Origin of the sequence: Sulfurivermis fontis (assembly GCF_004001245.1) — a bacterium.
Classification (GTDB): domain Bacteria; phylum Pseudomonadota; class Gammaproteobacteria; order Thiohalomonadales; family Thiohalomonadaceae; genus Sulfurivermis; species Sulfurivermis fontis.
The window spans coordinates 1,169,039-1,184,002 of sequence record NZ_AP018724.1 but is presented as its reverse complement, the minus strand read 5'-3'; the positions used below and the strand labels follow the sequence as shown (position 1 = coordinate 1,184,002).

The window sequence follows — 14,964 nt, the reverse complement described above, 5'->3', positions numbered from 1 at the left end:
AGCGACATGGCAGAGCAGGCCGAAGAGAAGAAGACCGAGCTGTTCGACGGCGGCGACGACGAGCGTTTCCTGCTGACGTCGAAGGCGGCCATCACCAACGTGCTGGTGGATCTGAGCAAGCGGCCGGACATCCTCACCGCCTATTTCAATCACGGCAAGGAATACATCCTCACCGCCGTGCTCGCCGTCATGCCCGAACGCAACCTGCTGGTGCTGGACTACGGCGCCGACGAGAAACTGAACCAGCGCCTGCTCGAATACGGCCGCGCCGTCTGCGTCACCAAGCACGACAACATCAACATCAAATTCAGCTGCAACATCCTGCAACGGGCCAAGTTCCAGGACCGGCAGGCCCTCGCCGCGGCCCTGCCGGAGAGCCTGTTCCGCCAGCAGCGGCGCGAGTTCTTCCGCGTCACCCTGCCGCAGATCAACGCCGTCAGGTGCTATATCCGGCTGCCCGATCAGAATGAGGTGGCCCTCACCATGACCGACATCAGCTGCGGCGGCATCGGCCTGCTCGACCCGACGCGCCAGTTCAATCCGGAACCGGGCACGCTGCTGCAGGGCTGCCGCGCCGAATTGCCGGATACCGGCACGCTGGTATTCGACCTGGTGGTGCGCAACAACTTCCTGATGACACAAAACGACGGCGGCCAGGTGCGCCGCATCGGCTGCGCCTTTCACGGCCTGCCGCTGGACAAGAGCGCCATCATCCAACGCTTCATCCACCGCATGCAGATCGAGCAGAAGGCGAAGAGCCGGGAGTGAGCCGGCATTCTTGCTAGACTTCGGAGAACCGGAACCCCATGAGCGCCGATGACATGACCAACGATGGAGCCATCGACCCGGAACGCTACCGGGTCGATTCCCGCATGGAAATCCTCCGCGTGCTGGGCGATCTGGCGCGCGGGCTGCAGTTGGTCACGGCCTATTTCAACGAGGGCAGCGACTTCATCCTCACCACCATCCTGCGCCTCGACGAGGAGCACAATCGCCTGGTGCTGGACTACGGACCGGACGACAGCCTCAACCAGCGCCTGCTCGCGGCCCGCCGCATCCTGTTCGTCACCCGCCACAACCAGGTGCGGGTCCAGTTCACCAGCGAGTCCATCCAGAAAGCGACCTTCCAGGGCGCGCCGGCCTTCGTCATCCCCCTGCCCGCCTCCATCATCCGCATCCAGCGGCGCGAGTACTACCGCCTCGCCACCCCCATCGGCCGCCACCTCAATATCAGCCTTGCCACGCCTGATGGCGGCACGATCTCGGCACACATCGTCGATATCAGCGTCGGCGGCGTCGGCATCATCGAACCGCCGGAAGGACGGCAGTGCGGCTGGGAACCCGGCAGCATCGTGCCGGGCTGCCGCATCGAACTGCCCGAGGAAGGGGTGATCCACGCCGACATCGAGATCCGCAACCGCTATCAGGTGGACAGCCGGGACGGCACCCCGCTCTACCGCATCGGCTGCCGCCTGCTGGGCCTGGACTCCCGCAGCAACGCCGCCATCCTGCGCTACATCCACCGCGTCGAGTTGGAGCGCCGCAAGGTCAGAAAAGACCAGTGACAAGTGGCAAGTGGCAAGTGACAAGTGGCAAGTGGCAAGTGACAAGTGACAAGTGACAAGTGACAAGTGACAAGTGACAAGTGACAAGTGGCAAGTGACAAGTGGCAAGTGGCAAGTGGCAAGTGACAAGTGACAAGTGGCAAGTGGCAAGTGGCAAGTGGCAAGTGACAAGTGACAAGTGACAAGTGACAAGTGACAAGTGACAAGTGACAAGTGACAAGTGACAAGTGGCAAGTGGCAAGTGGCAAGTGGCAAGTGGCAAGTGGCAAGTGACAAGTGGCAAGTGGCAAGTGGCAAGTGGCAAGTGGCAAGGAGGATTGTTGGTCTTTCTTGAAACTTGAAACTTGAAACTTGAAACTGCCTTTCTGTTACCTTCCGTAACACTCCCCCGTTACACCCCGTAACACTTACCCACACGCCGCACAGGTGAAATAGGCCAACCTGCTGTTTTGAAAGGAAACGGCAACTGGTACGCCGATTGCTATCTGGTTCACCAGATTCTCTCGCGCGCGTGGCAGGACAGCTTGAACCAGATCGCCAACAATCAGCCGCTGACCCCCATCCTGGAATTCCTCCGGCGCCATGCGCCGTTCGACCAGATGGCACCGGCCCATCTGGACTATCTCGCCAAGCGCCTGAAACTCGGTTTTTACGCCCGCGGTGAAGCCGTCACCCGTCCCGAGGACGGTCCGGCCAGCCGCTTTTTTATCATCAAGCAGGGCCGCATCCGCGGTGAGCTGGGCAAGGACGAGCCCGACAGCGAAGGGGCCTGGGAACTGGTCACCGGCGAAAGCTTCCCCATCGGCGCCCTGCTCTCGCGCCGCCCGGTGCGCACCATCAACCGTGCGGTGGAGGACACCTTCTGCTTCGAGTTGGAGCGGGAGGACTTCGACAAGCTGTTCCAGCAGAGTCCGGTGTTCCACGACTTCTGCACCCGCCGCCTGGCCAACCTGCTGGACAACGCCCTGCGCACCGTCCAGGCCAACTCGGCCACCCGCGTCTCCGAGGACACCTCGCTCAGCTCGCCGTTGCAAAGCCTGATCCAGCGCGCGCCCATCAGTTGCACCGCCGACACGCCGGTGGGTGAGGCCCTGGCGATCATGGACCGCGAGCACATCGGCAGCATCGTGGTCACCGACGCCGCCCAGGCCCCCATCGGCATGTTCACCCTGCACGACGTGCTGTCGCGCGTCGCCCTGCCGCAGCGCAAGGCCGACACGCCGATGCGCGAGGTGATGAGTCCGGCGCCGCTGTGGCTGCCCCCCGAGGCGCGCGCCTACGAGGCGGCGTTGCTGATGGCGCAGCACGGCTTCGGCCACATCTGCGTGGTACGGGACGGCAGGCTGGCCGGCGTGGTGTCGGAGCGCGACCTGTTCTCCCTGCAGCGCATCGGCCTGGTCAACCTGTCCCGCTCCATCGCCCGCGCCGAGACCGTCGAGCAGCTGGCCCAACTCGGCGGCAACATCCATCGCCTGGTGGAGCAGATGCTGGCCCAGGGCGCCTCGGTGGATCAGATCACCGAGATCATCACCACCCTCAACGACAGCCTCACCCAGCGCGCCATCACCCTGATCCTCACCGAGACCGGCAAGCCGACGGTGGATTTCACCTGGCTGGCCTTCGGCAGCGAGGGCCGCAGCGAACAGACCCTGAAGACCGATCAGGACAACGGCATCCTGTTCCGCACCCCGGCCGGCAAGAGCGCCGACGAAGTGCGCGCCGAACTGCTGCCCATCGCCAAACGCATCAACGACGCCCTGGCGGTGATCGGTTTCCCGCTCTGCCCCGGCAACGTGATGGCCAGCAACCCGGAATGTTGCCTCAGCCTGGAAGAATGGCAGGGCCGCTTCGGCCGCTGGATCGATCAGGGCACGCCGCAGCATCTGCTCAATGCCTCCATCTATTTCGATTTCCGTCCGCTCTACGGCGAGCCGGCACCGGTGGAGGAACTACGCGCCTGGATGCTGAAGCGCGTCGAACCCAACAGCCGCTTCCGGCGCCAGATGGCGGAGAACGCCCTGCGCAACCGTCCGCCCCTGGGGCTGTTCGGTGACATCAAGGTATCCAGCGGCGGCAAGCATCCGCACAGCATCGATCTCAAGCTGCATGGTCTGGCGCCCTTCGTGGACGCCGCGCGCATCACCGCCATTGCCCACGGCATCGCCGCCACCAATACCGTCGAGCGCCTGCGTCAGGCCGCCGCGCTCAAGGCGCTCAACCCGGCCGATGTCGAGGCCTGGGCCGAGTCCTATCACTTCATCCAGCTGCTGCGTGTACGCGTACACCGGCGACAGTCGGAGCAGGGACAGCCGCTGTCCAACCATGTCGATCCGGATTCATTGAATGAGCTGGACCGGCGCATCCTGAAGGAGGCATTCCGCCAGGCGCGCAAACTGCAATCAAAACTCGCGCTGGAGTATCAGTTGTAGGAATCGCGGCCGTCCGGGCTGGAGGCGGCAGCAGCAAGGCAGCACCACTGTAGTTTTCTACCACGAGGAGGAAGCAACTATGTCGTTAAACGCGAAAGCGGCGGAGTACTGGAAGGCGAACGTTCGCCTGCTGATGCTCTGTCTGGCCATCTGGTTCGTCGTCGGGTATGTGCTCAGCATCATGCTCGTCGGCCCGTTGAACAGCATCAGCGTCGGCGGCTATCCGCTCGGCTTCTGGTTCGCACAGCAGGGATCGATCTACGTCTTCGTGGCGTTGATCTTCTTCTATGCGTCGCGCATGAACAAGCTGGACCGTCAGTTTGACGTCCACGAAGACTAACTGGGGGATTCCTACATGGATCTGAAAACAATTACCTACCTGGTAGTCGGCTTCACCTTCGCCGTCTACATCGGTATCGCCTTCTGGGCCCGTGCCGCCAGCACCAAGGAGTTCTATATCGCCGGCGGCGGCGTGCATCCGATCGCCAACGGCATGGCCACCGGCGCCGACTGGATGTCCGCGGCCTCCTTCATCTCCATGGCCGGCCTCATCGCCTTCAACGGCTATGGCGCCTCCGCCTACCTGATGGGCTGGACCGGCGGCTACGTGCTGCTGGCCATGCTGCTGGCTCCGTACCTGCGCAAGTTCGGCAAGTTCACGGTGCCGGAGTTCATCGGTGATCGCTACTACTCGCAGACCGCGCGCATCGTCGCCGTCATCTGCCTGATCGTGGCCTCCATCACCTATGTCATCGGCCAGATGAAGGGTGTCGGCGTGGCGTTCTCCCGCTTCCTGGAGATCTCCTACGACGCCGGCCTGTACATCGGCATGGCCACCGTGTTCGTGTACGCGGTGCTGGGCGGTATGAAGGGCATCACCTACACCCAGATCGCCCAGTACGTGGTGCTGATCTTCGCCTACACCATCCCGGCGATCTTCATCTCCCTGCAGCTCACCGGCAACCCGCTGCCGCAGTTGGGCCTGGGCTCCACCATGGCCGACGGCTCCGGCATGCACATGCTGGCCAAGCTGGACCAGATCATCACCGACCTCGGCTTTGGCACCTACGTGAACCAGACCGGCTCGCTGAACATGGCGCTGCTGACCCTGTCGCTGATGATCGGTACCGCCGGCCTGCCGCACGTCATCGTGCGTTTCTTCACCGTGCCGAAGGTCCGCGATGCCCGCGCCTCCGCTGGCTGGGCCCTGGTGTTCATCGCCATTCTGTACACCACCGCTCCCGCCGTCGGCGCCATGGCCCGCTACAACCTGACCAACACCACCCAGATCGGTGAGGTCGGTGCGCCGGAAGGCAACCTGAAGTACGAGGAGCGCCCGACCTGGTTCGCCAACTGGGAGAAGACCGGCCTGCTGAAGTTCGAAGACAAGAACGGTGACGGCCGCATCCAGTACTACAACGACAAGAACGCCGCCTTTGCCGACAAGGCCAAGGAGTTCGGCTGGAACGGCAACGAACTGGTGACCGTCGACGCCGACATCATGGTGCTGGCCAACCCGGAAATCGCCAAGCTGCCGAACTGGGTGATCGCCCTGGTCGCCGCCGGTGGTCTGGCCGCCGCGCTGTCCACCGCCGCCGGCCTGTTGCTGGCCATCTCCTCCGCCGTGTCCCACGACCTGCTGAAGGGCGTGTTCGTGAGGGACATCAGCGAGAAGAACGAGCTGCTGGCCTCGCGTATCGCCATGACCGGTGCCATCCTCGTCGCCGGCTACCTCGGCCTCAACCCGCCCGGCTTCGCCGCGCAGGTGGTGGCCCTGGCCTTCGGTATCGCCGCCGCCTCGCTGTTCCCGGCGCTGATGATGGGTATCTTCATGAAGAGCATGAACCGTCAGGGCGCCGTCGCCGGCATGCTGGTGGGTCTGCTCACCACCGTTGTATACATCTTCGTGTACAAGGGCTGGTTCTTCATTCCGGGCACCGCCAACCTGCCCGACAACGCCGACAACTGGTTGTTCGGCATCTCCCCGGGCTCCTTCGGTGCCGTGGGCGCGCTGCTGAACTTCATCGCCGCCGTCATCGTCTCGAAGGTGACCGCGCCGACCCCGGAGCACATCCAGCACATGGTGGAGGATATCCGTATCCCCCGCGGTGCCGGCACGGCCACCGGTCACTAAGCGGTAATCTGTCCGTTCGCCGCCCTGCCCCGCGCAGGGCGGCACGGCAGACAGCAGGACAGCCAATGGGCGTGATGAACGCCCATTGGATTTTTCAGCCAACAGAATTCCGGCCCGGCTGCACCGCCGGTGTCAGCCTAACCACCAGGCCGTTGCGGCAAGCGAGCACCGTATGGAAGTCGAACTGATTGAAATACGTGATTTCCTGGCCAGCCATCCGCCTTTCGATCAGCTCAGCGACGAGGCGCTCGATCAGCTGCCCAAGGAACTGACGGTGCGCTACCTGCGTCGCGGCACGCCGTTTCCGCCGCCGGACGCCGAGCAGCCCTGCCTCTACATCGTGCGCAAGGGCGCCGTCGAACTGCGCAACGCCAGTGACGAACTGGTCACCAAATACGGCGAGGGGGATGTCTACTCCTCGGCCTGCCTGCCCCACGACCCGGCCCGTTCCCTCAACGGCACCACCGTGGAGGACAGCCTGTTCTATCTCCTGCCCTGCGACCGCCTGCAGGCCCTGCGCGACGCGGACAGGAACTTCAACGACTACTTCACCCAATCCATCAGCACGCGCCTGCGGCGCGCACGCGAAACCCTGCAGGACACGCCGCGCGGCGGCAACCTGATGACCGTCGAGATCAGCGAGCTCATCGGCCGCGCGCCGGTCACCGCGCCGCCCGCCACCAGCATCCAGGAGGCGGCGCAGATCATGACCCGCGAGCGGGTATCGGCGCTGCTCATCACCGACGAGCGCCTGCTGGTGGGCATCATCACCGATCGCGACCTGCGTTCGCGCTGCATCGCCAACGGCATCGACTGCACCCGGCCGGTGAGCGAAATCATGACGCGCAACCTGCACAAGGTGACGCCGGATACGCCCGCCTTCGAGGCACTGCTCACCATGACGCGCTACAACATCCATCACCTGCCGGTGGTGGGCAGCGGCGGCGTGCAGGGCATCATCTCCACCACCGATCTGATCCGCTACCAGAGCGCCAATTCTATCTATGCGGTGGACAGCGTGCGCAAATGCAAGGCGGTGGCCGATCTGGTGCAGGCCAGCGCCGCGCTGCCGGAATTGCAGGTGCAACTGGTCGCGGCCGGCGCCAGCGCCTATCAACTGGGCCAGGCCATCTCCGCCGTCACCGACGCCATCACCCGGCGCCTGCTGGAACTGGGCGAGGCCGAGTTCGGCCCGGCCCCCCTGGCCTATGTGTGGGTCGCCGGCGGATCGCAGGGGCGGCGCGAGCAGACCGTACACTCCGATCAGGACAATGCCCTGATCCTGTCCGACGACTACCGTCCGGAGCAGCACGGCAGCTACTTCACGCAACTGGCGCAGTACGTCACCGACGGCCTCAACGCCTGCGGTTTCTACAACTGTCCCGGCGGCATCATGGCCAGCAATCCGCAATGGCGCCAGCCCTGGCAGGTGTGGCGCCAGTATTTCGACGACTGGATCATGCGCGTCGATCGCAAGGCGGCGATGCTGGCCACCAACTTCTTCGACATGCGCCCGATCCACGGCGATGAACTGCTGCATGCACGGCTGCACGCCGAGGTGCTGCACCAGGCCAAGGACAACAAGATCTTCCTCGCCTACATGGCCACCAATGCGCTGACCACCCGGCCACCGCTGGGTTTCTTCCGCAACTTCGTCCTCATCGGCGAGGGCGATCATGCCAACAGCTTCGATCTCAAGCTGCGCGGCATCCTGCCGGTGATCAACCTGGCGCGGGTGTATGCCCTCACTGCCGGCATCCCCGAGCTCAACACCGTGGAGCGGCTCAAGGCCGCCGCCGATGCCCACTCGCTCAGCGCCGACGGCGCGGCCAATCTGGAAGACGCCTTCGAATTCATCGGCACCCTGCGCGCGCGCCATCAGGCGCGTCAGATCAAGCAGGGCATGCCGCCGGACAATTACGTCACGCCGGAGGAACTGACGCCGCTGGAGCGCAATCACCTGAAGGATGCCTTCTCTGCCATCAGCGCCCTGCAGACTGCCCTGGCCCAACGCTACCAGACCGGGCGTTTCTACTGATGCTGGAGTGGCTGCTCAGCCTGGATTACCGGCGCCGGCGCCTCGCGGCAAGGACGGCACCGGGGCCGTTGCGCGATTATCTGGAAACCCCCTTCGCCGCCACCGGCAGCGACTGCCGCAAACTGGACTATCTGGCGCTGGATCTGGAAACCACCGGGCTGAATGCCAAAAAGGATGCCATCATCAGCTTCGGCTGGGTCCTGCTGCACGGCACCCGCATCGAGCTCGCCTCGGCACAGCACCGCCTGGTACGCCAGCATTGCGCCATCCCCGAGGCCAGCGCGGTGATCCATCACATCACCGATGATGCCGCCGCCTGCGGCGAGGATCTCGCCGCCGTGATGGCCGACCTGCTGCCGCTGCTCGCCGGCAAGGTGCTGATCGCCCACCATGCCCGGGTCGAACTGGGATTTCTCGACGCGGCCTGCGAACAACTCTATGGCAGCGGTTTTCTGATTCCCGTCATCGACACCCAGTACATCGCCCAGCGCAGCCTCCAACGGCGCAATCACGGTATCCGTCCCGGTGAAATGCGCCTCGGCAACCTGCGCAACCGCTACAACCTGCCCCGCTACCGGGCCCACAACGCCCTCACCGACGCCCTCGCCGCCGCCGAGCTGTTTTTGGCCCAACTGGCGGAGCGCGACGGCAGCCACCCGCTGCCGCTGAAAGACCTGATGCTGCGGCCATGATGCCCCACGCAAGCCAGTCGCATGGTATAGTGGGCAACCCCGTTTCGGAGCGGGGTGCGGCCGGTTTCAGCGATGTGGGCGGCCGCCGCAGGGCGCCTCTGACTGCCCTGCATCGGGAGACAATAAAACTACAAAAGAGCACCGGTAAACGGATTCCGTTCACCACCTGCGGCCACGCACGGCTCATGATCGTGCGTGCAACCGTAATTAACCTGAAGCTTTTGCCATAGCCTTTATTGACCTAGGAGAAACCCATGTCCGAGACCAAGGTATATCCCGTACCCTCTGACTTCGCTGCCCATGCCCACATCGACAACGCCAAATACGAGGCGATGTACCAGCAGTCCATCCAGGACCCGGACGGCTTCTGGGCCGAGCAGGCCAAGACCTTTCTCACCTGGTCCAAGCCGTGGAACAAGGTCTCCGAGTGGGACTACCACAAGGGCCACATCCGCTGGTTCGAGGGTGGCAAGCTCAACGTCTCCTACAACTGTCTGGACCGTCACCTGGACAAGCGCGGCGACCAGGTCGCCCTGATCTGGGAGGGCGACGACCCGGCCGAAGACAAGAAGATCACCTACCGCGAACTACACGCCGAGGTAAGCAAGTTCGCCAACGTGCTGAAGAGCCGCGGCGTCAAGAAGGGCGACCGCGTCTGCATCTACATGCCGATGATCCCCGAGGCCGCCGTCGCCATGCTGGCCTGCGCCCGCATCGGTGCGGTGCACTCCGTGGTGTTCGGCGGCTTCTCGCCGGAATCGCTCAAGGACCGCATCCTCGACTCCGACTGCCGGGTGGTGATCACCGCCGACGAGGGCCTGCGCGGCAAGAAGGCGGTGCCGCTCAAGGGCAACACCGACAAGGCCCTGCTGCAGTGCCCCAACGTACACACCGTGCTGGTGGTCAAGCGCACCGGCGGCAACATCGCCTGGAAGGACGGCCGTGACGTGTGGTACCACGAGGCGATGGCCAAGGCCTCGCCGGACTGCCAGCCCGAGGAGATGGATGCCGAGGATCCGCTGTTCATCCTCTACACCTCCGGCTCCACCGGCAAGCCCAAGGGCGTGCTGCACACCACCGGTGGCTACCTGCTGTTCGCGGCGATGACCCACAAGTACACCTTCGACTACCACGACGGCGACATCTACTGGTGCACCGCCGACGTGGGCTGGGTCACCGGCCACACCTACATCGTCTACGGCCCGCTGGCCAACGGCGCCATTTCGCTGATGTTCGAGGGCATCCCCTCCTATCCGGACGCCTCGCGCTTCTGGCAGGTCATCGACAAGCACCAGGTGAACATCTTCTACACCGCCCCCACCGCCATCCGCGCGCTGATGCGCGAGGGCGTCGAGCCGGTGAAGAAGACCTCGCGCAAGTCGCTCAAGCTGCTCGGCACCGTGGGCGAACCGATCAACCCCGAGGCCTGGGAGTGGTACTACCACATCGTCGGCGAGGAGCGCTGCCCCATCGTCGATACCTGGTGGCAGACCGAGACCGGCGGCCATCTGATCACCCCGCTGCCCGGCGCCACGGCGCTCAAGCCCGGTTCCGCCACCAAGCCCTTTTTCGGCGTGGCCCCGGCCATCGTCGACAACGAGGGCAACATCCTGGAAGGCGAGTGCGAGGGCAATCTGGTCATCACCCGCCCCTGGCCGGGCCAGATGCGCACCGTCTACGGCGACCACCAGCGCTTCGTCGACACCTACTTCAAGACCTATCCCGGCATGTATTTCACCGGCGACGGCGCCAAACGCGACAAAGACGGTTATTACTGGATCACCGGCCGCGTCGACGACGTGCTCAACATCTCCGGCCACCGCATGGGTACCGCCGAGATCGAGAGCGCCCTGGTGCTGCACGAGGCCGTAGCCGAGGCTGCGGTCGTCGGCTTTCCGCACGACATCAAGGGCCAGGGCATCTATTGCTACGTCACCCTGGTGAAGGGAGTGGAGCCGTCCGATGCGCTGAAGAAGGAACTGGTGCAACTGGTGCGCAGCGAGATCGGCCCCATCGCCTCGCCCGACGTCATCCAGTGGGCCCCCGGCCTGCCCAAGACCCGATCCGGCAAGATCATGCGCCGCATCCTGCGCAAGATCGCCGCCAACGAGACCGACAGCCTGGGCGATACCTCCACCCTGGCCGATCCGGCGGTAGTGGACGATCTGGTGCACAACCGGGCGCATAAGTAACACCGTAGCGGGAGCCCGCTCCGCGGGCGAATGGGCGCCAGCGCCATTCGCCGGGGTGTTCCGGCTCCTGCAACAGCAAGCAAGGCCGCGGGCGGCGACGCCCGCGGCCTTGCTTTTTATATATTCCCCTCTTAAATTGTCGGCATAGGCACATTCCTTACCACGCCTGGCGGTAATCAGTGACCGTTACGCGCACACGCAAACACCCCACATCCGTGCGCACGGCAACAACAAAAATATGCACCGGTAATTGGGGGTGCCATGTCCATACGTCGTCTGCTCATCACGCTGCTGGCCCTGCTCGGCCTGCTGATCCTGGCGGGCAGCCTGTGGGAGTTCCGCGAGGCGCGCGAGAAACTGAACGCCGTCACCTGGATCGAGCAGACCAACCATCTCGCCGACCTGTCCCTGCGCGCCAGCGCCATGATGGCCATGGAGCGCGGCATCACCGCCACCCTGCTCTCCAGCGAGGAACCGCAACCAAACATGGCGGACGAGATGCGGCGGCAGCGCCTGGCCGTCGATGCGCAATACCAGCGCCTGCTGGACTACGCCCAAACCATCAACAACCTGCCTCCCAACCATCCGCTCAGCCTCGCCCTGCACGATCTGGCACGCAGCCGCGGTGAACTGGAAGCCAGCCGCAGCCTGATTGACCAGCACAGCCTGCCCGGCGGGGCAGACGCCTGGATTGCGCAGGCCACGCGCCACATCGATGCCATGGCCGATGTGCGCCGGGCCTGCATGATGCCGCTGCAGGGCAACATGTATTCCTACATACCGAATCCGGTCATGAAGGAGGCGCTGTTCACGGTCAGCGAATACGCCGGCCGCGAACGCGCCATCGTCGGTGCCGCCATCGCCCGCCACCGTCCCCTGAGCGAACACGAACTGGCGCAGCTGCAGCAATACCGCAACGTGGTCGACGTGGCCCTGACCCGTGCCGAACGCATCATGCGCCAGTTCCCCGCCTCACGCGAACTGACCCTGGCCTCGGCCAATGTCACCAGTGTCTTCCTGTCCCGCTACGAGGAGTTGCGCCAGCGGGTCTATGCCGCCAGCCACAACCGCCAGCCCTATCCGGTGAATGCCGAAACCTGGTATGCCGAGGCGACCGAAGCCATCGACACCATCATCGCCCTGTCCGAAGCCATGAGCGGCCAGTTGCACCGGGAAATCGCCCAGTTGCGCCACAAGGCCCTGCTCGACACTACCCTGCTGGTCCTGGCACTGCTGATCACCGGCGTGGTCTTCCTCCTCGTCGTGCGCAGCATCCGCCGCCGCATCCTGCTGCCGCTCAAACGCCTGGAGGCGGCGGCGGACACCATCAGCAAGGGCAATCTCAACCAACCCCTCCCCGCCTTCCGCAACGACGAACTGGGGCACCTGGCGGCCACCTTCGAGCGCATGCGTCTAACCCTGCTCGACGACCTGCAACAGCGTGAGGCCGATGCGGCGCAGCTGCGTATCTTCTCTCTGGCGCTGGAGCAGAGCGCCGACTCGGTGATCATCACCGATCACGAGCGCACCATCGAATACGTCAACGCCGCCTTCGAGCGCATCCGCGGCTACCGCCGTGAACAAGTGCTGGGCAAGAACGCTGCCATGTTCAAGAGCGAGCTCAACGACCCGGTGCTGTACCAGCGCTTTCACGAGGCCTTGCAGCGCGGCGAGATATTCCGTGCCACCCTCACCAACCGCCATGCCGACGGCACCCCCTACTACGAAGAGGTCGCCATCAGCCCGGTGCGCGACAGCAGCGGTGCGATAACCCACTACATCTCCACCAGCAAGGACGTCACCGAACGCATCAATTCCGAAGCGGAGTTGCGTAAGTTGAATCAGGCCATCGAACAGAGCGTCAGCTCGGTGATCATCACCGACCCGCAGGGCATCGTCGAATACGTCAACCCGCAATTCAGCCGCACCACCGGCTACACTGCCGCCGAGGTGCGCGGCAAAAAACTGAGCATAATCAAGTCCGGCCGCACTCCGGCCGAGCGCTACCGCGAACTGTGGCACACCCTCCAGCAGGGCAAGGTATGGGAAGGCGAGCTCATCAACAAACGCAAGAATGGCGAACTGTACTGGGAGCTGGTTTCCATCAGCCCGGTGCGCAACGCACAGGGTGAAATCACTCACTACGTCGGCTTGCAACACGACATCAGCGAGCGCAAGAAGCTGGAGGAACAGCTCAACTTCTTCGCCTATTACGATGAATTGACCCAGTTGCCCAACCGCAACCTGCTGAGCCAGCGTTTTGCCCAGGCTGTCGTCAATCGCCGTGACGACGGCATGCTGGCGGTGCTGTCCCTCGACCTGAGCCGTTTCAAGCTGATCAACGACAGCCTGGGCCATCGCATCGGCGATGCCGTGCTGCGCACCATCGGCAAGCGCCTCAATCAGGTGGCGCGCGGCCACGACACCGTGGCGCGCTACGGCGGTGACGAGTTCGTGGTGCTGCTGACCGATGTGCAGCACGCCGACGATGTCAGTGCCGTGGCCCAGCGCATGATCGACGCGGTGGCCCAGCCCATCGAGTTGGAGGGCCACGAACTGCGCCTCACGCTGCACATCGGTATCAGCCTGATGCCCCAGGATGGCGCCGATCTCGGCACTTTGCTGCGCAACGCCACCACCGCCCTGCACGAGGCGGCACGCGAGGGGCGCAATCACTACCGCTTCTATACCGAAGAGTTGAATGCCGAAGCGGCGGCGCGCCTGTCCCTGGAGCATGCCCTGCGCCGCGCCCTGGAGCAGGGCGAACTGGAATTGAACTACCAACCCAAGGTCGATTTGAGCAGCGGCCATATCGTCGGCGTCGAGGCGCTGGCGCGCTGGTGCCACCCCACCGAGGGCTGGATCTCGCCGGTACGTTTCATTCCGGTGGCGGAGGAAACCGGCCTGATCCAGCCCCTGGGCGAATGGGCGCTGCGCGAGGCCTGTCGCCAGAATCGCCGCTGGCAGGAAGCGGGCCTGCCACCCATCACTGTCGCCGTCAATCTCTCCGCCCAACAGCTGCGCCAGCCTTCATTGGTGGTTTCCGTGGCACGGGTGCTGGAGGAGACCGGGCTGGAACCGCGCTACCTCGAGCTGGAGCTGACCGAAAGCGCGGTCATGGAATCACCGGACGCCACCGCCGAGGTGTTGCAGCAATTGAAGGCCCTGGGCCTGAGCCTGGCGGTAGACGATTTCGGCACCGGTTATTCCAGCCTGTCACACCTAGGCCGCTTCCCCTTCGACACACTGAAGATCGATCGCAGCTTCGTCACCGATATCACCACCGCGCCGGACCAGGCCACCATCGCCATGACCATCATCGCCATGGCCGAGAGCCTACGCCTCACAGTCGTGGCGGAAGGAGTCGAGACCGAGAACCAGGCCGTCTATCTCCGCGACAAGGGTTGCGATCAGCTGCAAGGTTATCTGTTCAGCCCGCCGCTGCCCCCTGATGAACTGGCGCAACTGCTGCAGGACGGTCGCCAGCTGAGCCTGCCGCAACGCGATAATCCACACGCAACCCTGTTGCTGCTGGACGATGAACACAATGTCCTCAAGTCTCTCGCCCGCCTGTTCCAGCATGAGGGCTATCACCTGCTTACCGCGGATAACACGCAGGAGGCATTCGACCTGCTGGCGCGGCACGGTGCCGGGGTCATCATCAGCGATCAACGCATGCCTGACATGAGCGGCATCGAATTCTTCCAGCGCGTCAAGGGCATCTATCCGGAGACCGTGCGCATCGTGCTGAGCAGTCACGGGGAACTGCAACAGGTCAGCCAGGCCGTCAACGAAGGCATCATCCACAAATATTTCAGCAAGCCATGGGATGATGACGAGTTGCGCAAACAGATACGCAAGGCCTTCGGCCTGTACCGTACGCTGCAGGCGCAGGTGAGCGAATGAAGGTCATT

9 protein-coding genes are annotated in these 14,964 nt (G+C 64.0%); all 9 read left to right on the top strand.

Annotation, left to right across the window (positions count from 1 at the left end):
• Positions 1-6: 6 nt before the first annotated feature.
• Positions 7-768: a flagellar brake protein gene (locus tag EP379_RS06125; RefSeq protein WP_127476889.1), complete on the top strand. Its 762-nt coding sequence runs from the start codon at positions 7-9 to the stop codon at positions 766-768.
• 38 nt (positions 769-806) lie between these two features.
• A complete protein-coding gene (locus EP379_RS06120) occupies positions 807-1,565 on the top strand; it encodes a flagellar brake protein (RefSeq protein ID WP_127476887.1) in 759 nt (252 codons plus the stop codon).
• Between the two features lie 524 nt (positions 1,566-2,089).
• On the top strand, positions 2,090-3,994 hold the full coding sequence (locus EP379_RS06115; RefSeq protein ID WP_338055847.1) for a putative nucleotidyltransferase substrate binding domain-containing protein: 1,905 nt from the start codon (positions 2,090-2,092) through the stop codon (positions 3,992-3,994).
• A 79-nt stretch (positions 3,995-4,073) separates the two neighbouring features.
• Positions 4,074-4,334: a DUF4212 domain-containing protein gene (locus EP379_RS06110; protein ID WP_127476885.1), complete on the top strand. Its 261-nt coding sequence runs from the start codon at positions 4,074-4,076 to the stop codon at positions 4,332-4,334.
• 15 nt (positions 4,335-4,349) lie between these two features.
• On the top strand, positions 4,350-6,128 hold the full coding sequence (locus EP379_RS06105; protein ID WP_127476882.1) for a sodium:solute symporter family protein: 1,779 nt from the start codon (positions 4,350-4,352) through the stop codon (positions 6,126-6,128).
• A gap of 172 nt (positions 6,129-6,300) precedes the next feature.
• Positions 6,301-8,166 (top strand): putative nucleotidyltransferase substrate binding domain-containing protein, encoded by a 1,866-nt coding sequence (locus tag EP379_RS06100; protein ID WP_127476880.1) that lies wholly within the window; start codon positions 6,301-6,303, stop codon positions 8,164-8,166.
• Positions 8,166-8,858, top strand: a complete 693-nt coding sequence (locus tag EP379_RS06095; RefSeq protein WP_127476877.1) for an exonuclease domain-containing protein — start codon at positions 8,166-8,168, stop codon at positions 8,856-8,858. Before EP379_RS06100 ends, EP379_RS06095 begins: the two co-directional genes overlap by 1 nt.
• Before the next feature lie 254 nt (positions 8,859-9,112).
• The gene (acs, locus tag EP379_RS06090) at positions 9,113-11,050 is read left to right on the top strand and encodes an acetate--CoA ligase (protein ID WP_127476874.1); all 1,938 of its coding nucleotides are present in this window, start codon (positions 9,113-9,115) and stop codon (positions 11,048-11,050) included.
• A 261-nt stretch (positions 11,051-11,311) separates the two neighbouring features.
• The gene (locus EP379_RS06085; RefSeq protein ID WP_127476871.1) at positions 11,312-14,956 is read left to right on the top strand and encodes an EAL domain-containing protein; all 3,645 of its coding nucleotides are present in this window, start codon (positions 11,312-11,314) and stop codon (positions 14,954-14,956) included.
• The last annotated feature ends 8 nt before the right edge of the window (positions 14,957-14,964 follow it).

Excerpts from the sequence above, each read along its gene's own strand:
- EP379_RS06125 (WP_127476889.1), top strand. The coding sequence starts at position 7 with ATGGCAGAGCAGGCCGAAGAGAAGAAGACCGAGCTGTTCGACGGCGGC.
- EP379_RS06120 (WP_127476887.1), top strand. The coding sequence starts at position 807 with ATGAGCGCCGATGACATGACCAACGATGGAGCCATCGACCCGGAACGC.
- EP379_RS06110 (WP_127476885.1), top strand. The coding sequence starts at position 4,074 with ATGTCGTTAAACGCGAAAGCGGCGGAGTACTGGAAGGCGAACGTTCGC.
- EP379_RS06105 (WP_127476882.1), top strand. The coding sequence starts at position 4,350 with ATGGATCTGAAAACAATTACCTACCTGGTAGTCGGCTTCACCTTCGCC.
- EP379_RS06100 (WP_127476880.1), top strand. The coding sequence starts at position 6,301 with ATGGAAGTCGAACTGATTGAAATACGTGATTTCCTGGCCAGCCATCCG.
- EP379_RS06095 (WP_127476877.1), top strand. The coding sequence starts at position 8,166 with ATGCTGGAGTGGCTGCTCAGCCTGGATTACCGGCGCCGGCGCCTCGCG.
- acs (WP_127476874.1), top strand. The coding sequence starts at position 9,113 with ATGTCCGAGACCAAGGTATATCCCGTACCCTCTGACTTCGCTGCCCAT.
- EP379_RS06085 (WP_127476871.1), top strand. The coding sequence starts at position 11,312 with ATGTCCATACGTCGTCTGCTCATCACGCTGCTGGCCCTGCTCGGCCTG.